The sequence below is a fragment of the Pannonibacter sp. XCT-53 genome, assembly GCF_009915765.1.
In the GTDB taxonomy this organism is placed as follows: domain Bacteria; phylum Pseudomonadota; class Alphaproteobacteria; order Rhizobiales; family Stappiaceae; genus Pannonibacter; species Pannonibacter tanglangensis.
Map to the genome: position 1 here is coordinate 251,160 of NZ_JAABLQ010000001.1, position 17,417 is coordinate 268,576.

A 17,417-nucleotide genomic window follows, 5' to 3' on the forward strand; every position below is an offset into this window, starting at 1 on the left:
CCGCCCATGCCCGCCCTCATCCGCTCCATCGAGGAGGCCGACCGGCCTGCCGTCGCCCGTCTCCTGACGGATCGCTGGGCCACGCCGGATATCCTCATCGAGGGCGAGATGATCGACGCCTCCGCACTGCCGGGCTTCCTTGCCGAGGAGGGGGCGGATCTGGTCGGGCTGGTCACGTTGATCAAGCGCGACGCCGAGTGGGAGATCCTGACCCTCGATTCGCTGAGCCGCTGGGCCGGCACGGGCACGCAGCTGCTGGAGGCGGTGGTCCAGGACGCCCGCCGCCACGGCATCGGCCGGCTGATGGTGCGCACCTCGAACGACAATCTCGACGCCTTCCGCTTCTATCAGCGGCGCGGCTTCCGTCTGGAACGGGTCGTGCCCGGCGTCATCGACGCCGAGCGCCGGCTCAAGCCGGAGATCCCGGTGATCGGCGAGTACGGCATCCCGCTGCATGACGAGATCGTTTTTGGGCGCGAGATCTGACGGGCCGCGAGATCTGACGGGACTGCCAGATCCGGCCGGCCGCGAGCACGGCCCTTGCCCGGTCAGCCCGCCGTCGCGTCGCGGTGCTCCAGGCGCTCCCCGCCCGTCCGTTTCGGGATATAGACCCGGCTGTCGAAGCGGAACACCACCTCGCCGTGCTGGTTCACGCCCTCGTTGACGCCGAGGATGATGCCCCAGTCCGGGCGGCCGGTGGTGTCGATCTTGCCCGTCACCTCGCTGGCATAGCGGATCGTGTCGCCCGCAAACACCGGCTTCAGCCACTTGAGGTTTTCAAAGCCGGGCGAGGGCCCGCGCGGCACCGGCGTCTCGCCGCGCTGGCGGGCCTCCTCGTCCAGCCGCTGGTGCGTCAGCACCAGACGCCGCATGAACACCGCGCCGGTGTGCCAGCCGGAGGCGCAGAGCCGGCCGAAATGCGTTGCCGCCGCACCTGCCTCACTGAGGTGGAAGGGCTGCGGATCGAACTGCCGGGCGAAGCGGATGATGTCCTCGGCGGTAAAGTGGTGGCTGCCCAGATCCAGCCGGTCGCCGATCGCCATGTCCTCGAACCACGCGCTCATGCGGCCGTCTCCCGGCAGGCAAACAGGATGGGATTGTCCAGCGTCATGACGAGGTCACCGCGCTGGTTGGTAACGGTAAAGCGGAAGCTGACGACGCCGAGGCCGGGCTTGGAGCGCAGCGGGCGGCCACCCAGCACCTCGGCCTTCGCCGTCAGCGTGTCGTCGGCATAGACGGGCCGCCGCCACATCAGCTTGTCGATGCCCGGCGCGCCTTGTCCGGCGGCCTGGCCCAGCAATCCGTCCACCAAGAGCCGCATGAAGATCGCGGCCGTATGCCAGCCGGAGGCGGCCAGGCCGCCGAGCAGCGAGCCCTTGCCGGCTTCCTCGCTCAGGTGAAACGGCTGCGGATCGAACTCGGACGCGAAGGCGATGATCTCCTCGCGCGACACGCTGCGGCTGCCCAGGTCGATGATCGTGCCGGGCGCGAAGTCTTCAAAGTGGCGGTAAGTGCTCATGAGGGGAGTTCTAGCGCAGCCCGTGGCGGCTGGCGAGAGCGCCAGAAGGAGGGGCGGGCATTGCGCAGTCCTGTCGATGGACCAAAAAAGCCGGCGGGTCCTCTCCCTCCGGCTCAAACGGCTGACACACCCTCTCTCGCCATCCCTGACGAGAGCGAAGCGGAGAGCGGGCACCGGAGAGCCAAGGTCTCTCCGGAGTTGACGCGGTGAAACAACAGACCCCGACCCTCCGCGCCCGGCCCGGCGCTCCGCTTGGCCGCGATGACTTCGGTGAGGTCGAGGTGTGTCTTCAGGCTCAGCCGGCGGATCAGGACCCGCCGGCGTCCGGACGCTGCGGCGCTGCCGTCAGTCGTAATACATCTCGTTGTCGTCGAGATAGACATTCGAGGCCTTGCAGATGTCGATCGAGATCGGATCATCCAGCACCTCGCCGCCGTCGGTGCCGAGCCAGCCGACCTGGAACGTCTGCTCGCAGGGGCCGGTGTTGGCCGTGAAGGTCGCACGGGCGTTCTCGCCTGGCTTGAGGCGGTTGCTCAGCCAGTTGTCGCTCCAGCCGGATCCGTCGTTGGTGTAAAACCCGACGACCGTGTTCTGGTCCGTGTTGTTGTGGATCTGGAAATAGCCTTCAGCCCCGGTTCCCTGTGCGAACACGGTGCCGACATTGAAAAGGCCGCAAAGTGCTGCGGCCGTCAGAAACTTGCCAAGCTTCATGATTATCCCCCAGCTGCCGGCAACGTGCCGTCAACGGGACAACCCTAGTCTGTCGCTTTTTTCTTGGCGAGGGGGGATCTGGGAAAAATTCTGGGTCGATCACGCATTGCCGATCAGCACACCGGCCGCGAAGACCAGCGATCCGCCCAGCACGACCTGCAGGGCGGCGCGCCAGTAGGGGGTGTCCATGTAGCGGTTCTGGATCCAGGTGATGGCCCATAGCTCGATGAAGACGATGCCCACGGCAAGGCTCGTGGCCGTCCAGAAATCCGGGATCAGATAGGGCAGGGCGTGTCCGAGCCCGCCAAGGGCCGTCATGATGCCGGAGGCCAGGCCGCGTTTCAGCGGCGAGCCGCGGCCCGACAGCACGCCGTCGTCATGGGCGGCTTCTGTGAAGCCCATCGAGATGCCCGCGCCGACCGAGGCCGACAGGCCGACGAGGAACGTCTGCCAGGTGTCCTGCGTTGCAAAGGCGGCCGCGAAGATCGGCGCCAGCGTCGAGACGGAGCCGTCCATCAGTCCGGCCAGTCCCGGCTGGACATAGGTCAGGATGAACTGGCGGCGTTCGGCCTTGTCCTCTTCTTGGCGCACGTCTGCCGGGGTCAGGGCTTCACCAAGCGCTATGGCCTTCTTTTCATGACCACGTTCAGCCAGTGCCAGATCTCCGAGCAGCTTGCGCGTGGCCGCATCCGACGTGCGCTTGGCCGCCTCCTCGTAGAAGCGGGCCGCCTGAAGCTCCATTTCCTCCGCCATCGCCCGGACCTTGTCGAGGCCGAGCGGGCGCACGAGCCAGTCCGGCTTGCGGCTGTAGTAGCCGCGGACATGCTCCCTGCGGATCAGCGGGATGGTCTCGCCGAAGCGGGCGCGAAACAGCTCGATCAGCCGGTGCCGGTGCTGGCTTTCCTCCTCCGCCATCGCCTCGAAGACGGCGGCCGAGGCGGGAAAGCTCTCGCGCAGCCCCTCCGCATAGGCCAGATAGATCCGGCCGTCATCCTCTTCGGACGAGATCGCCAGCGCCAGGATCTCGGCCTCGCTCAACGACGAGAAGTCGCGGCGGGCACCGGCAAGGAAGCGGGAGAACATGTGCGGATCCAGGATCTGGAAGGGGCAGGTCCGCAATACCCTAGACCGCAAGACCGGTCGAAGCCACGCGTAGTATTGCGGATGCGGCGGTGATGTGCGGTCGAGCCCGGTCGGTCCTGACCGTGTGCCCCTGCCGATGCCCCCGCCGATGCCCCTGCCATTGTCCCTGTCGCTGCCCCTGTCGCTGCCCTGTTGTTTCGGTGCTGGGGCAGGGGCCCGGGGGCCTGCCAGACGGAGAAGCTGGCCGCTGGGGGACGCCTCCGGAGTGCCGCTTACTTCCCTAAGGTAATATGAGTAAAAAATGTGCAGATAATGTTTCTTCTCTCGATATTCTGTCCGCGTGCGCTGCCGATCTGACGAAACTTGAGTAAATTATAGTCAATTTCCACCTTTCTCATGATTGATGCTCTGATCTTAACCTTCTGTCTACCAGAACCGCGATCATTGACAAATATGACACTGTCATAGGTGTCGCATTCGATGATCCCAGGATCAGGCAAGCGGGATGGTCAGACATGGTTCAAGGCATTGCAATCGCTGAAGGCTCGTCGCAGCTCTCGGATATTGTCCGGCGCACGTCCGATGTGCGGGATCTCGCCATGGCCAAGGTCGGCCAGATCAAGAACGTGACCGGACGCCTGCGTGTCCTCGCGCTGAATGCGATGATTGAGAGTGCAAGGGCAGGTGATCAGGGGCGCGGCTTTCATGTCGTGGCCCAGGAAGTTCGGGACATCTCGTCATCGGTCGAGAGCATTTCCGGCGCGCTGGCCGAGGAGCTGGCGGGCGAGATCGCGCAGCTCGAGGCGCTGGCACGCAACATGGCCTCCCATGCACAGGGGCAGCGGCTGGTCGATCTGTCGCTGAACGCAATCGAGATCATGGATCGCAACCTGTTCGAGCGCACCTGTGATGTCAGATGGTGGGCGACGGATGCGGCGCTTGTCGACTGCCTGGCGCAGCCCTCTCCGGCCCGCTCCAGCTTCGCGTGCGAGCGGCTGGGTGTCATCCTGGGGGCCTACACGGTCTATCTCGACATCTGGGTCTGTGATCTGGACGGCACGGTCATCGCCAGTGGCCGGCCGGACCGGTATCCGGTCATCGGGCAGAGCGTCCGTTCCTGCAGCTGGTTCCAGAAAGGCCAGCTCTTGCGCAGCGGCGAGGACTATGTCGCTGACGACATCACCCGCGATCCGTTGCTCGCCGGTGCCCAGGCGGCAACCTATGTTGCCAGTGTCCGGGAAGGCGGAGCGCCGACCGGCCGCGCCATCGGGATGCTCGCCGTTCACTTCGACTGGGAGCCGCAGGCGCGTGCAATCGTCGAGGGGGTGCGCCTCTCTGCCGCCGAAAGGGACCGGTCGCGCGTGCTGCTGGTGGATCGGCGCGGTCGCGTTCTGGCCTCTTCGGATCGCCAGGGGCTCCTGACGGACCAGTTCCCGTTGCGCAGCAACGGCCGCGAGCACGGCTGCTACATCGACGACGAGGGCGCTGTCGTCGCCTTTCACAGGACCCCTGGCTACGAGACCTACCGGGGGCTCGGCTGGTGCGGTGTCATTCGCCAGCGTCTCTAGGGGGCAAGGCCCGCGAGGGCGCGGGCCCGCGACCAGCGTCGGCGTCACACCACCTCGACCACGAGCGGAGCAAGGCCCTCGATCCGGGCTTCCATCCGGTCGCCGCGCACGACCGGTCCGACGCCGGCCGGGGTGCCGGTCAGGATCATGTCGCCGGCGGCCAGCGTGAAATACTCGGACAGGTAGGCGATCATCTCCGGCACCTTCCAGATCATCTGGTTCAGGTCGCCGCTCTGGCGGGCCGTGCCGTTGACCGACAGGGTGATGCTGCCTGCGGCCGGATGGCCGAGGCGCGTTGCCGGAACAATCGGGCCGATCGGTGCCGAGCGCTCGAAGGACTTGGCCGTGTCCCAGGGGCGGCCCATGTCCTTGGCCTGCGCCTGCAGGTCGCGCCGGGTCATGTCGAGGGCGACGGCATAGCCGTAGACGTGGGAGAGCGCGTCGGCGACCGCGATGCCGCTGCCGCCCGACTTCAGGGCCACCGCCAGTTCCACCTCGTGATGCACGTCCGCCGTCTTGCCCGGATAGGGGAAGCGGCCGGAGGGGTCGAGGTTGTCCGGGTTCTTCTGGAAGAAGAACGGCGGTTCCTTGCTGGGGTCGTGGCCCATCTCCACCGCATGGGCGGCGTAGTTGCGGCCGATGCAATACACCCGCCGCACCGGAAACAGCCCGGCCTCACCCTCGACGGGGAGGGCAGGAACCTTCGGGATGTCGATCACTAGGCTGGTCATGCTGTGCTCCGTGTGGGGCGTGAGTGGCATCTGGTCCGGCCGCACAAGATGTGGGTTTACTGCCTTGCGTTTGGCCGCTGCGCCCCTCTCCCCCCTTGAGGGGGGGAGAGACGTTGGTGCCAGACCGCCCGCCCGGCTTCCCTGTCCCGGGTCTCAGGTGTTGAACTTGAACAGCAGCACGTCGCCGTCCTTGACGACGTAGTCCTTGCCTTCGTCCCGCGCCTTGCCGGCTTCCTTGGCGCCCACTTCGCCGTTCAGGCTGATGTAGTCGTCATAGGCGATGGTCTGGGCGCGGATGAAGCCGCGCTCGAAGTCCGAATGGATGACACCGGCCGCCTGCGGCGCCTTGGTGCCGCGCGTGATGGTCCAGGCGCGGGTTTCCTTCGGGCCGGCGGTGAAATAGGTGATGAGACCCAGGAGGTCATAGCCGGCGCGGATCAGCCGGTCGAGGCCCGGTTCCTCGATGCCGAGCGTCTCGAGGAACTCCGCCTGCTCGTCATTGCTCAGCTGCGAGATTTCCGCCTCGATGGCGGCCGAGATCACGACCGAGCCTGCGCCCTGCGCCCTGGCCATTTCGGCGACCTTGGCCGACAGCGCGTTGCCCGTTCCGGCCGAGGCTTCCTCGACGTTGCAGACGTACAGCACCGGCTTGGAGGTCAGGAGGTTCAGACCCTGCAGGATCTTCTCTTCCTCCGCGTCGGCCAGCTTCAGCGTGCGCACCGGCTTGCCGTCCTGCAGCAGCGCGAGCGCGGCTTCCATGATCGGGGCAATCGCCTTGGCGTCCTTGTCGCCCACCTGCGCCTTCTTCTTCATCGGCGCGAGGCGGCGTTCCAGGCTCTCCATGTCGGAGACCATGAGTTCGGTCTCGACCGTCTCGGCGTCGGAGATCGGGTCGATCTTGCCCTCGACATGGGTGATGTCCTCGTCAACGAAGCAGCGCAGCACGTGGACAATGGCGTCCACCTCGCGGATGTTGGCCAGGAACTGGTTGCCGAGGCCCTCGCCCTTCGAGGCGCCGCGCACCAGGCCGGCGATGTCGACGAAGGTGATGCGGGTCGGGATGATTTCCTTGCTGCCGGCAATCTTTGCAATCGCCGCCATGCGCGGATCCGGCACCGCCACCTCGCCGGTGTTCGGCTCGATGGTGCAGAACGGATAGTTGGCGGCCTGCGCGGCGGCCGTTCTGGTGAGCGCGTTGAAGAGCGTGGACTTGCCGACATTGGGCAGCCCGACGATGCCGCACTGGAAACCCATGGGTGATCGCTTTCGGTTGGATCGAAGAGGTGCCGCTTCTTGCCCGAGGGGGCACGGAACGTCAAGCTTCCCGCCACATCGCACGCACGGTCAGCGCCACGGCTTGGGGGGCGCTCACCCGTCGCCCTTGCCCAGCAGCTTCTTCAGCATCTCCGCCATCGGGCCGCTGGTGGGCATCTGCGGGCCCTTTGGCTGGCGGGCCTGGCGGATGTGGCTCTGGCCCTTCGGCGCGCTCCGCACCGCCTGCGGCACGGGGTCGGGAGCCGCCGCCGTGTCGCCGGCCGGGCCCGCGGCTGAGTTCTCCGCCTTCTCCGGCCTGGGGGCCTTCTCTGCCTTGGCTGTCTTGTCCGGCCGGCGGGCCTTTTCCGGCTCCAGCACCAGCGTCAGCTTGTTGGCGAACTGGCTGTCCTCGCCGCGCGCCAGCATGCCGGCGTAGTCGGCAATGGCTGTCAGCATCGGCTCGAGCCACTCCTGGTCCACCTTGGCGAAATCGCCGAGCACGTAATTGGAGACGAGCTTCTTGTCGCCCGGGTGGCCGATGCCGAGGCGCAGGCGGCGATAGGCGTCGCCGACATGGGCGGTGATGGAGCGCAGGCCGTTGTGGCCGCCGTGGCCGCCGCCGCTCTTCATGCGGAACTTGGCCGGCGGCAGGTCCAGCTCGTCATAGAGGACGAGGATGTCCTTCGGCTCCAGCTTGTAGAAGCGCATCGCCTCGCCGACCGAGCGGCCGCTCTCGTTCATGTAGGTCATGGGCTTCAGCAGCATGACCTTCTCGCCCGCCAGCGTGCCCTCGCTCGCCTCGCCCTGGAACCGGGCGCGCCAGGGCGAGAACCCGGGATTGCGGCGGTGGATCTCGTCCACGGCCATGAAGCCGATGTTGTGGCGGTTGCGGGCATATTGCCCGCCGGGATTGCCGAGGCCGACGATGATCTGCATGGCGGGTCCGTTGAGCTTGTGCCGGTCGTCCGGCGCGGTCTTGCGTTCCGCCGGATTACAGGAGCAGGCGCAGGCTGTCGAGCCGCAGGGCCTGCGGGACCGCACAAGGCAAGGGGCAGGGGTGCCGGAAGGCCCCCTCAAACGGCGATGGGGCGGCCCGCATCTGACCGCCCCAACCGGAACAGCGCCGGTCACGTGCACAAGGGAAAAGGGGTCGTGCCGGACGCTTCAGACCTCAGCCGGCAGCGCCATCGAGGTCGGAGCGGATCCGTGCCCGCTCTCCTGCAACGTGACGGATCACGTCGAGGCTGCCGGTCTCGTGCTTCTCGGCGAGAAACTCCGTCATCCGGCTGTCCAGCTCGGCCAGGCGCTCGGCACGGCGGCTGCGGGGTTTGCGGGTGCCCATGCCGCGCATGGCGAACCAGAAGGGTACGGTGGTGGCGTGGGTCATGCGTTCACCAGTCCCGACGGGCGCTGCGGCTTGCGGAAGAACTCGCGCTCCAGACGGGCGATCTCCTCCTTCAGGCGCAGGCGCAGCTTCTTCAGGGCGGTCAGCCTCAGCGTGTCCGCATGCGGACGACGGGCCTCGCGCTCGATCTTGGCATCGAGGATCGCGTGGCGGATACGCAGGGCAACCAGTTTGCGGTGCATGGCAGTCCTCCTTTCGTTGGCCTTGCCTCAAAAAGATGGTCCGTGCCGGCTCATTGTTGAAATACATAGACTGTATCGGAAAGATAGATAAACTCTATCGCATGCCCTATCGTCCCACCCATCGCCAGCTCGAGTATCTCGTCGCCGTCGCCGACCACGGCCATTTCGGCGCCGCTGCCCGGGCCTGCAACGTCTCCCAGCCCACCCTGTCCGCCCAGCTCCGCCTGCTGGAGGACCGGCTCGGCACCGTCCTGATCGATCGCGGGGCGGCCACCGCCCAGCCCACGCCGGCCGGCCAGGCGCTGCTGCCGCTGGCGCGGTCCGTCCTCGAGACGCTGGACGAGCTGGTCCGCGTGGCGGGGGCTGCCGACAGCGGCCTCGGCGGGCTCATCCGGCTCGGGGTCGCGCCGACGGTCGGTCCCTACCTGCTGCCCCCCGTGCTCGAGGCCTTGCAGGCGGATGTGCCGGATCTGGAACTCTACATCCGCGAAGAGCGTCCGGTGCAGCTCGAGCCGGCGGTGCGCGATGGCGCGCTCGACTGTGCCTTCACGCCGTGGCCGCTGCGCGACGAGCGGCTGAACCATGAGGTCATCTGTGAGGAAAAGATCTACCTCGGCCTGCCGGCCCGCCATCGGCTGGCGGCTGCCGCGGAAATTCCGGTGGCGGCGCTCGGGGGCGAGCGGATGCTGACGCTCGGCCGGGGTCACCGCCTCTACGAGCAGGTGCAGGCGCTGTGCGCCGTGTCTGGTGCCGCCATGGGCGAGGATTATGAGGGCACCAGCCTCGATGCCATTCGCCAGATGGTGTCGATCGGCATGGGGCTGTCGCTGTTCCCCGCAGCCTATGTGGCTTCCGAATTCGCCAAGGAACGGCAGGTGGTGCTGCGCGAACTCTCCGACTGGCCGATGCTGCGTCGCGTCGTCCTCGCCTGGCGCACCGGGTCCCCGCGCCAGCTCCACTTCCAGCGCCTCGCCATCCTCGCCCGCAACGCTCTTTCTGCCCTCTCGATAGAGGGTTTAAAGCTTGCACCTATCGGAGGTTCAACAAGGTAGCAATTTCAGTTTGCCGTTGTTGCTTCAGATTCAAATGTCGGATTTATTCAGGCGACATCAGAGGTGATACAATTGTTTCCCACTTCTTTTGCCAAGTGGATGCGAAGATGAGCTGTGCCTATTTTACTGACAATGATCGCGCACAAGCCTTTGTGGCCTATAAAAAGCGCGCGGGAGTGGCGCTTCTTGAAGCGTGCTCAATCTTCGATCATGCGGTAGCTTCCGAAAAAATGCTTAGTTGGCAGTGCTTAGGTGGTGATAACAAAGCTTGGAGTGTAGGACCGTATTTGTCCGCTGGCGCCGGTGAGGAACAGATCGACCATTCGCGCCCATATTGCTTAATACTCAGTCTTGAGACGAGCGTCGCCGCAAGTCTGGTACTTGGAGGGGAGCGCCCAAGAAGCAATGGAGGCATCCTCGTGCCTGCGTTTCCTGCTGGGTCTAGCGTGTGGAAGGCAGAGCGACTGGTTGCTAAACTGGCAATTATTGAACAGTTCGAGATTTATCGAGATTATGCCATCGACAGCAAAATTCCATACAGCTCAAAGATTCCGGAAGATTACCGTTGTGTAGACCAATCTGCCTTCGAATATGTTTTTTCTGCGTTGAGAGGGCATGTAGATAGAAGAAATGAACTTATACATGCAGATGAGTGCGCGTTTCCGACAATGCGTGAGGCTGTTGAATACTATAACGTAATTATTTGGATTGCTGATGAATTTTTGAAGTTGAAATCTTAGTTTTTTTACTTTCTTACGCGGGTGAGTTTGCGGTTCGCGCATTCGAATGGGAGTTGCGGTGTGCTTGAGAGGTAAGGTGCATCAAGATTTGCAACAGCCTCGCCCATAAGAGGGAGGTGCGAGCGAATGCGGACGGAAGAGGAGGGAGGTCATCCGGTGACGGGGTAATGGTTCCGGCGCCCAGATCTGCTTGCTATGCCGGGATGCCAACCTCAGCCACCACCGCAACAAAAAAGGGGCGCGAAAAACGCGCCCCTTCGGACTGGATGCCTGCAGGCTGGATCAGCCGGCGGCGTCTTCCTTCACGCCACCCGCCGGAGCGGCGATCGTGGCGATGGTGAAGTCGCGGTCGGTGATGGTCGGGTGGCAGCCTTCCGGGACCTTCACTGCGGAGATGTGCAGCGAGTCGCCGATCTTGGCCTTGGCCAGATCCACCTCGATGAATTCCGGGATCGACAGGGCCGGAACGATCATTTCCACCGCGTGGCGGACGATGTTCAGCACGCCGCCTGCCTTGAGACCCGGGCAGGTGTCCTGGTTCAGGAAGTGAACCGGGATTTCGACGGTCAGCTTGGCGTCGGCGGACACGCGCAGGAAATCGACATGCACCAGCTCGTCACGAACCGGATGCAGCTGATAGTCCTTGGCGATGACCTGGTGCTTTTCGCCCTCGACCTCGATGGTCGAGATATGCGTCAGGAAGCCGCCCTTGTGCAGGGCCAGCGTGGTTTCCTTCAGCGGAATGGTGATCGGCAGGGCAGCCTTCTTGTCACCATAGATGACGGCGGGAATGAGACCTTCGCGACGCAGTGCACGAGCGGCCCCCTTGCCCACCCGGTTCCGTACCGATGCCTTCAGCTCGAAGCCGGTAGCCATGGGTAGTACTCCTTCGGATGCAAAAACGGGCCGGCGGTCCCGCGCACCTTTCGGCTCGCAGACCGGAATCGGCCCCTCGCGCCGCCTCCAGGGGTGCGGACGCGCAGCGGCTTATAGAGGAGCCCACGGTTTTTCGCAACCGGCTTGGCGGTTCGGGCCGGCTGCGGGCGAGCGTCGCTCCGGCTGGAAGTTCCGATGAGAGGCGTCCGCACATCCTGATAAAAACTGCAACTGCAAGAAATATCCATTCCTCGACATCTTTATCTTTTCATCTACTGCGGCAAATACCGCAAAGGAATGGCATGTCGTCGGTGGTTTGTTAACTTTGTTTGTTATGATCAGCCTGTCCGGAAATTTGGGGGACGATCATGACACGACTTGCTGTGACGACGGCGCTTCTTGCGCTGATGCCGACGCTTGCCCTTGCCAATGACTTCAAGACCGAGCTGACAGCCCTCGCCAAGGGGCCGATCGCCGAGATCGTCCAGGCGCCCGAGGTCATCGCGGCGCTGAAGGCACAGAATGCCGAGACCGCCGGCTATGGCGCGGACCAGATCACCGCACTCGACAAGACCTGGCGCGCCGAGGCCGAGGCCAGCACGCAGCCGATGATCGACAAGGTGCTCGACAATCCGCTGTCGCAGTATCTGACTGCTGCGCAGGAGGCGAGCGGGGGCAAGTACACCGAGATCTTCGTCATGGATGCCAAGGGGCTCAACGTCGGCCAGAGCGAGGTCACCTCCGATTACTGGCAGGGCGACGAGGACAAGTGGAAGGCGACCTTCCTCGTCGGCCCGGGCGCTGTCCACATCAGCGAGCTGGAGCGCGACGACTCCACGCAGATGCTGCAGAGCCAGGTCAGCATCTCGATCACCGATCCGGCGACAGGCGCGGTCATCGGGGCGGTCACGGTCGGCGTCAACGTCGACAAGCTGTGACGTCTGGCCGGCAGGCCCCTTCGGCGGACTTGGCTGCACGGCTGCTTGCCAGTCTTGGGCCAGTCTTGGGCCAGTCCTTGGCCAGTCCTGGGCCATATTTGGGCCTGTCGGCCTTTTGCCAGTGTCGGGCCCGGTCACCGGGCCCCCTGTTCCGGCGCCAGTCCGGCGCCGTCAGCGTTCCGGTGCGCCTGACGTGGTCTCGCGGGGTCAGGCGCCAGAGGTGGGTCGATGCGGATTTCGGTGAAACTGCCGGTCGTCATGATCGGCGCAAGCATGTTCTGCGCGCTGGTTGTCGGTGTGGCCAGCTATCTCGTGGCTTCGGCCGTGGTGCGGGAACAGGGGGACGAGACCCTGCTCGCCCTCGCCGACACGACAGCCAAGGCGGCGGTCGATCACATCCACAGCCTGCAGGCCTCCCTCGTGGCCCAGGCCGGCGGCATGACGGTGCGCACGGCCGTCGCGGAGTTTGCCTCCGGCTGGTCGAAATACGAGAGCGGCGCGGCGGCGGCGGTGATCGACGCCTACATCACCCGCAACCCCGAGCCCGAGACGAGCCGGGAGAATTTCGACCGGTCGGGGCGCAAGCCCTACGAGAAGGCGCACAAGAGCTTCCACTCGATCCTGCGCGACCAGATGCAGGATCAGGGCCTGTCGGATCTCCTGCTCGTCGACAGCGATGGCAACGTCATCTACACGGTGCGCAAGCAGGCCAACCTGGCCGTCAACGTCAAGGATCCGGCCGTCGCGGCCACACCGTTCGGGCAGGTGGCTGCGGCCGCGCTCGCCGGGGCCGAGGCGACGGTCCATGTGGCCCGCTTCCAGCCCGACCCGCTGCTCGGGGGCCGGATCGAATCCTATCTCGCCACGCCGGTCGTCATTGGCTCCAAGGTGATCGGCGCCCTGGTCTATGGCGCCCCCAGGGCGGCGCTGGATCAGGCGGTCGCCAGCTACTCCGGTCTTGGCGAGACGGGCAACGTGTTCCTGCTCGGCCCGGACGGGCTCATCCTCAACGACAGCCTGCGCACCGGGGTCGATGACCGGCTGGGCGCGTCGTTCCGTGACGCCGGTCTCGTACCGGAGGCGCGCAGGCTGCCGCGCAAGAGCGAGATGTCCCTTGCCACTGGCGAGGTGCTGAGTGTCGCCGTGTCGCCCTTCGAGGTGAACGGCACGCCGCATGCGCTGGTGGTGGTGCAGGACGTGGCGGAGGTTCTGGCGCCGCTGCAGGCGCTGCGGGTCTGGATCGCGCCCATCGCGGCCGGCTGCGGCCTTCTGGTCGCCGTCTTCTCCTTCGTCTTTGCCCGCCGCTTCTCGACGCGGCTCACCGGCCTGTCCACGGCCATGCGCCGCCTCGCCGAAGGGGACAATGACGCACCACTGCCGGCGCTGCGGGATGTGGACGAGATCGACGACATGGGGCGCTCGGTTCTCGTGTTCCGCGACAATGCCCGTGCACGGGTCCGGCTCGAGGCCGACCAGCAGGCGGTCCAGCGCGAACGCGAGGCGCAGGTGCGCGGACTTCAGCTGCTCATCGACGAGTTCCGGGGCGAGATCGGCCGGGTTCTCGATCAGGTCGGCGCCACCGGGGACCGCATGCAGAGCCTTGCGTCCAGCCTGACGCAGATCGCCGGCGAGACCACGGAGGGCGCCGGCTCGGCGTCCAGCGTGTCCTCGGATGCGTCGGCGAATGTGGAAACGGTGGCCGCCGCTGCCGAGGAACTGTCGGCCTCCATCGGCGAGATCTCGCGCCAGGTGGCGGAGGCGACCCGCATGATGTCCTCGGCGCTCGACGACGCCCTCTCCACCAATGCCAGGATCGGCGAGCTTGCCGGCGCGGCGCAGCGGATCGGCGATGTGGTCGGGCTCATCACCGCCATTGCCCACCAGACCAACCTTCTGGCGCTCAATGCCACGATCGAGGCGGCGCGGGCCGGCGAGATGGGGCGCGGCTTTGCCGTGGTCGCCGCCGAGGTGAAGGATCTGGCCAACCAGACCAGCCAGGCGACCGAGGAGATCAGTGCCCAGGTTGCCGGCATCCAGGCGGCGACCGAGGAGGCCGTGCGCTCCATCGGCCGCATCACCGCGGCCATGTCCAGCGTCAACGGCTACACCACGGCAATTGCCGACGGGGTGGTGCAGCAGGGCAAGGCAACGACCGAGATTTCGGTCAGCGTGCGGGACGCCTCGCGCGGGGCCAGCCGCGCGGCCAGCCTGATGCAGGCCATTTCCGCCAAGGCCGGGTCCACCAGCGAGACGGCAACCGGGGTGCTGCGCGCGGCGCAGGAAGTCAACGACAGCGCCGGCGTGCTGCGCGAGCGGGTCGACCGCTTTCTCTCGCGTGTTGCCGCCGGCTGAGGCAAGACGGGGCCCGGATTGCCGCCGGCCAAAGCCCGACAGGGCCTGCCCTGTTGCCGGCCGCGATCCGGTGGCTCAGCCCTTCAGGCGGCGGTCGGTGTTCTCGGTGTAGGCCGGATCGACCTTGCGGGCGAAGGCGGTGCGCCAGCTCTCGGCCAGCACCGGCAGTCCGGCCAGTTCGGCCGCCACGGCCGGATCCAGCCGCGGGTCGAACCGGGCGGCGATCAGGCGGGCCAGCGGCCAGTCGCCATGCGGGCGGTCGATCAGGCGGATGCGACCGCCGGCGGCGACGCTGCCTTCCGCCAGCACCCGGTAGTACCAGCCGGTGCGGCCGGTCTTCTGGAACGAGGGGGCCATGGCGGGCTGGCCGGTGTGCAGGTTCAGTTTCCAGCAGGGCTGGCGGCCCTGGCAGATCTGCACCGTGGCGCCGTCCAGCTCCAGCACGTCGCCGAGGCAGAGCGTCGTCTCGGTCAGGCCGAGGCTTGCGATGTTCTCGCCGAAGCAGCCCGGCCGGAAGAACTCCGCGCTGTCGGGGAACGTGCTCGCCCAGGCGGACATATGGTCGGCGGCGTAGTGGTGCAGCGCCTTCTCCGGTCCGCCATGCACCGCCCGGTCCGCCTGCTCGTCGCCGGCCAGTCCCGTCGCCGACAGCCACAGCGGTCCGGTGGCGGCCTCCTTGGCGATGGCGCTTGGGGCCTTGCCCTCCCAGCGGTCGCGTGCCTTGCCGGTGAAGACGGCGAGAATGGTGGCTTCTAGGGTCTGGGTCATCGGGATCTCCGTCCACTGGCAGGCCAGAGCAGGTTTAGGGGCAGCGGCAGGGCCGCGACACCGCGCCGATTGTCGCAAACACAAAAGGCGCCCACCGGGCGCCCCAGACTGCTGACAAACTTCGGAGTTTCGTCAGTTTGCCGTCATTCCGGACAAGGTGAGCGTCCAGCGAACCGCAGATCCGGAATCCAGCGTGTCTGTGCGAGCGCATGCGAGCGCAAAACCAAGTCAACTCGATACGACTTGCGACCGACAGGTGTGTCGCGCTTCGCGCGGCTGATATCTGGATCCCGGCTCGGCGCTTCGCTGACGCTCAGCTGGGCCGGGATGACTGTGAGTAGGTTTGTCAGCAGTCTGAAGGCGCCCACCGGGCGCCCCTTGCCGAAAACCGGAGCTGTCCGGATCAGTCGAACAGGCTCGACACCGATTCTTCCAGCGCCGTGCGGTTGATCGCCTCGCCCATCAGCGGAGCGATCGAGATCGTGCGGATGTTGGCGGCGGCGATGACGGCGGCGGTCGGCTCGATGGAATTGGTGATCACCAGTTCCTTCAGCTTCGAGGCGGAGACGCGGGCCACCGCACCGCCGGACAGGACGCCGTGGGTGATGTAGGCGGTCACCGACTTCGCGCCCTTGTTCAGCAGCGCCTCGGCGGCGTTGCACAGCGTGCCGCCGCTGTCGACGATGTCGTCGACCAGGATGCAGTCCTTGCCGTCGACGGTGCCGATGATGTTCATGACTTCCGACTCGCCCGGCCGGTCGCGGCGCTTGTCGACGATGGCGAGCGGCGCATCGATGCGCTTGGCCAGCGCGCGGGCGCGCACCACGCCGCCGACGTCCGGCGAGACGACCATGACATTGTCGGTCGCGTAACGCTCCTTGATGTCGCGGGTCATCACCGGGGCGGCGAACAGGTTGTCGGTCGGGATGTCGAAGAAGCCCTGGATCTGGCCGGCGTGCAGGTCCAGCGTCAGGACGCGGTCGGCACCAGCTTCGGTGATCAGGTTGGCGACCAGCTTGGCCGAGATCGGCGTGCGGCCGGAGGCGCGGCGGTCCTGGCGGGCATAGCCGAAATAGGGGACCACGGCGGTGATGCGGCGCGCGGAGGAGCGGCGCAGCGCATCGATGATGATCAGGAGTTCCATCAGGTGGTCATTGGCCGGATAGCTCGTGGACTGAACCACGAAGACATCCTCGCCACGCACGTTTTCCTGAAGTTCGACGAAGACCTCCTGATCGGCGAAGCGCCGGACCTGGCAATGCGCCAGCGGGACATCGAGGTACTTGGAGATCTCTTCGGCGAGCGCGCGATTGGAATTGCCCGCGACGATTTTCATGGGCCGCCAGTCCTCTAGATGCGACGTTGCGAGGCCCGTCCGCGATCCGGCGTCCTCGTCCTCTGTCGTCGATGGTCCGCGTCGAAGTCGCATGCCCGTGGAGGGCATGCCAGCCTGGCACCGCAACCGGCAGCCGGCGGCGGCGTTGTAACAACGTCCCGTTCCGCCGACAACCGTGCAGGTGCACAAGACCCTCGTTTTTTTGCGCCTGCCTGCTGCTATGGCTAACCGAACCGGCTAAGCAACGGGCCCGCGGCCTGATCCGGGGGCCATGCGGCGCCGGTTCAGCCGGCGCGCGGGCGCGGGGCCTGCCCGGTGGCGGCCGCGCCGGCCGGGGCCGGCCGGCTCAGCAGCCAGGCCTTCAGCTGCATGACCGAGGTCGCGGCGATGCGCTTCAGCGTGTCGGCGTCGGCGCTGCGCCACGGGTCGCCGCTGACGCCCTGCGTCAGTTCGCTGCCCGACAGGCGCGTCACGCGCAGGCCATGGGCGTCGAACACGTCGAAGACGTAGAACACGGCCGAGGAGGCCGGAGAGCCGGAGGCCGACAGGTATCCCTTGACGCGGAAGGTCGCCCTGAGGTCGGCGCGGCGCACGAGGGTCAGGCCCTCGTCGCGGGCGCGGGTGCCGATCTGGCGCGACAGGTCGTCGGCGACGTTGCCGGGTGCGCCGATGAAGGGCTCGAAGGCGAAGGTGGCCTGTTCCACCGGCACATAGGGAGCCGGCGTGGTCGGGGCGGCCGTCGAGGGGGCAGGGGGCGTCACCGGGCGCGGCGGCTCGGGCGTCGGGCCGCAGGCTGCGACGGCAAGGAGAAGGGCGGCGGCAGCAAAGCGCTTCGCGGCAGCGGGCAAGGTCGTCGTCATCTTTTCTCGTGGGTCGCGAGTTGCGGTCCGGTCAGTCCTCAA

General features: G+C 66.2%; 19 protein-coding genes. 6 read left to right on the plus strand and 13 right to left on the minus strand.

The annotated features are described in order from the left end of the window. The first annotated feature begins 6 nt into the window (after positions 1 to 6). Positions 7 to 486: a GNAT family N-acetyltransferase gene (locus tag GWI72_RS01240; protein ID WP_161675001.1), complete on the plus strand. Its 480-nt coding sequence runs from the start codon at positions 7 to 9 to the stop codon at positions 484 to 486. 62 nt (positions 487 to 548) lie between these two features. On the opposite strand, the gene GWI72_RS01245 is transcribed toward GWI72_RS01240, so the two are convergent. The 4 genes from GWI72_RS01245 to mbfA form a co-directional block, all read right to left on the minus strand. Next, positions 549 to 1,064 carry a MaoC family dehydratase gene (locus GWI72_RS01245; RefSeq protein WP_161707662.1) on the minus strand — a complete coding sequence of 172 codons (516 nt, stop codon included), beginning with the start codon at positions 1,062 to 1,064 and terminating at the stop codon, positions 549 to 551. Further along, positions 1,061 to 1,519, minus strand: coding sequence for a MaoC family dehydratase (locus GWI72_RS01250; RefSeq protein ID WP_161707664.1), 459 nt, complete (start codon positions 1,517 to 1,519; stop codon positions 1,061 to 1,063). The genes GWI72_RS01245 and GWI72_RS01250 overlap by 4 nt, the downstream gene beginning before the upstream one ends. Positions 1,520 to 1,864: 345 nt before the next feature. Continuing rightward, positions 1,865 to 2,230: a COG1361 family protein gene (locus GWI72_RS01255; RefSeq protein ID WP_209000032.1), complete on the minus strand. Its 366-nt coding sequence runs from the start codon at positions 2,228 to 2,230 to the stop codon at positions 1,865 to 1,867. Positions 2,231 to 2,329: 99 nt separating this feature from the next. Next, the gene (gene mbfA, locus GWI72_RS01260) at positions 2,330 to 3,313 is read right to left on the minus strand and encodes an iron exporter MbfA (protein WP_161707666.1); all 984 of its coding nucleotides are present in this window, start codon (positions 3,311 to 3,313) and stop codon (positions 2,330 to 2,332) included. Positions 3,314 to 3,828: 515 nt separating this feature from the next. Between mbfA and GWI72_RS20275 the strand changes: the two genes are divergently transcribed. Next, a complete protein-coding gene (locus tag GWI72_RS20275; protein ID WP_161675009.1) occupies positions 3,829 to 4,881 on the plus strand; it encodes a methyl-accepting chemotaxis protein in 1,053 nt (350 codons plus the stop codon). Positions 4,882 to 4,925: 44 nt separating this feature from the next. Here GWI72_RS20275 and GWI72_RS01270 read toward each other — a convergent pair whose 3' ends face one another. The 5 genes from GWI72_RS01270 to GWI72_RS01290 all read right to left on the minus strand — a co-directional run bounded on the left by GWI72_RS01270 (position 4,926) and on the right by GWI72_RS01290 (position 8,453). After that, positions 4,926 to 5,612: a fumarylacetoacetate hydrolase family protein gene (locus GWI72_RS01270; protein WP_161707668.1), complete on the minus strand. Its 687-nt coding sequence runs from the start codon at positions 5,610 to 5,612 to the stop codon at positions 4,926 to 4,928. Between the two features lie 153 nt (positions 5,613 to 5,765). Then, entirely contained in the window at positions 5,766 to 6,866 is a 1,101-nt protein-coding gene (ychF, locus tag GWI72_RS01275) for a redox-regulated ATPase YchF (protein ID WP_161707670.1), read from the minus strand. A 114-nt stretch (positions 6,867 to 6,980) separates the two neighbouring features. Beyond that, positions 6,981 to 7,802, minus strand: a complete 822-nt coding sequence (pth, locus tag GWI72_RS01280; RefSeq protein ID WP_161707671.1) for an aminoacyl-tRNA hydrolase — start codon at positions 7,800 to 7,802, stop codon at positions 6,981 to 6,983. Between the two features lie 235 nt (positions 7,803 to 8,037). Then, positions 8,038 to 8,253, minus strand: coding sequence for a hypothetical protein (locus GWI72_RS01285; protein ID WP_161675016.1), 216 nt, complete (start codon positions 8,251 to 8,253; stop codon positions 8,038 to 8,040). After that, positions 8,250 to 8,453 (minus strand): YdcH family protein, encoded by a 204-nt coding sequence (locus GWI72_RS01290; protein ID WP_161675018.1) that lies wholly within the window; start codon positions 8,451 to 8,453, stop codon positions 8,250 to 8,252. The genes GWI72_RS01285 and GWI72_RS01290 overlap by 4 nt, the downstream gene beginning before the upstream one ends. A 101-nt stretch (positions 8,454 to 8,554) precedes the next feature. On the opposite strand from GWI72_RS01290, the gene GWI72_RS01295 reads away from it, so the two are divergent. Together GWI72_RS01295 and GWI72_RS01300 are read left to right on the plus strand one after the other, a co-directional pair. Beyond that, a complete protein-coding gene (locus GWI72_RS01295; RefSeq protein WP_161707672.1) occupies positions 8,555 to 9,505 on the plus strand; it encodes a hydrogen peroxide-inducible genes activator in 951 nt (316 codons plus the stop codon). A 107-nt stretch (positions 9,506 to 9,612) separates the two neighbouring features. Continuing rightward, positions 9,613 to 10,245, plus strand: coding sequence for a hypothetical protein (locus GWI72_RS01300; protein WP_161707673.1), 633 nt, complete (start codon positions 9,613 to 9,615; stop codon positions 10,243 to 10,245). 282 nt (positions 10,246 to 10,527) lie between these two features. Here the strand turns inward: GWI72_RS01300 and GWI72_RS01305 are convergent, their stop codons facing one another. After that, positions 10,528 to 11,121 (minus strand): 50S ribosomal protein L25/general stress protein Ctc, encoded by a 594-nt coding sequence (locus GWI72_RS01305; protein ID WP_161675022.1) that lies wholly within the window; start codon positions 11,119 to 11,121, stop codon positions 10,528 to 10,530. A 368-nt stretch (positions 11,122 to 11,489) separates the two neighbouring features. Here GWI72_RS01305 and GWI72_RS01310 point away from each other — a divergent pair, with 368 nt between their 5' ends. Both GWI72_RS01310 and GWI72_RS01315 read left to right on the plus strand, forming a co-directional pair. After that, on the plus strand, positions 11,490 to 12,059 hold the full coding sequence (locus tag GWI72_RS01310) for a hypothetical protein (protein WP_161675024.1): 570 nt from the start codon (positions 11,490 to 11,492) through the stop codon (positions 12,057 to 12,059). Positions 12,060 to 12,287: 228 nt separating this feature from the next. After that, complete coding sequence (locus GWI72_RS01315; RefSeq protein WP_161707674.1) at positions 12,288 to 14,411, plus strand: methyl-accepting chemotaxis protein; 2,124 nt, start codon at positions 12,288 to 12,290, stop codon at positions 14,409 to 14,411. A 75-nt stretch (positions 14,412 to 14,486) separates the two neighbouring features. Here the strand turns inward: GWI72_RS01315 and GWI72_RS01320 are convergent, their stop codons facing one another. The 3 genes from GWI72_RS01320 to GWI72_RS01330 all read right to left on the minus strand — a co-directional run bounded on the left by GWI72_RS01320 (position 14,487) and on the right by GWI72_RS01330 (position 17,375). Next, positions 14,487 to 15,179 carry an MOSC domain-containing protein gene (locus tag GWI72_RS01320; RefSeq protein WP_161707675.1) on the minus strand — a complete coding sequence of 231 codons (693 nt, stop codon included), beginning with the start codon at positions 15,177 to 15,179 and terminating at the stop codon, positions 14,487 to 14,489. A 403-nt stretch (positions 15,180 to 15,582) separates the two neighbouring features. Further along, positions 15,583 to 16,515 (minus strand): ribose-phosphate pyrophosphokinase, encoded by a 933-nt coding sequence (locus GWI72_RS01325; protein WP_161675030.1) that lies wholly within the window; start codon positions 16,513 to 16,515, stop codon positions 15,583 to 15,585. A gap of 284 nt (positions 16,516 to 16,799) precedes the next feature. Beyond that, entirely contained in the window at positions 16,800 to 17,375 is a 576-nt protein-coding gene (locus GWI72_RS01330; protein ID WP_161675032.1) for a hypothetical protein, read from the minus strand. Between the last annotated feature and the right edge of the window lie 42 nt (positions 17,376 to 17,417).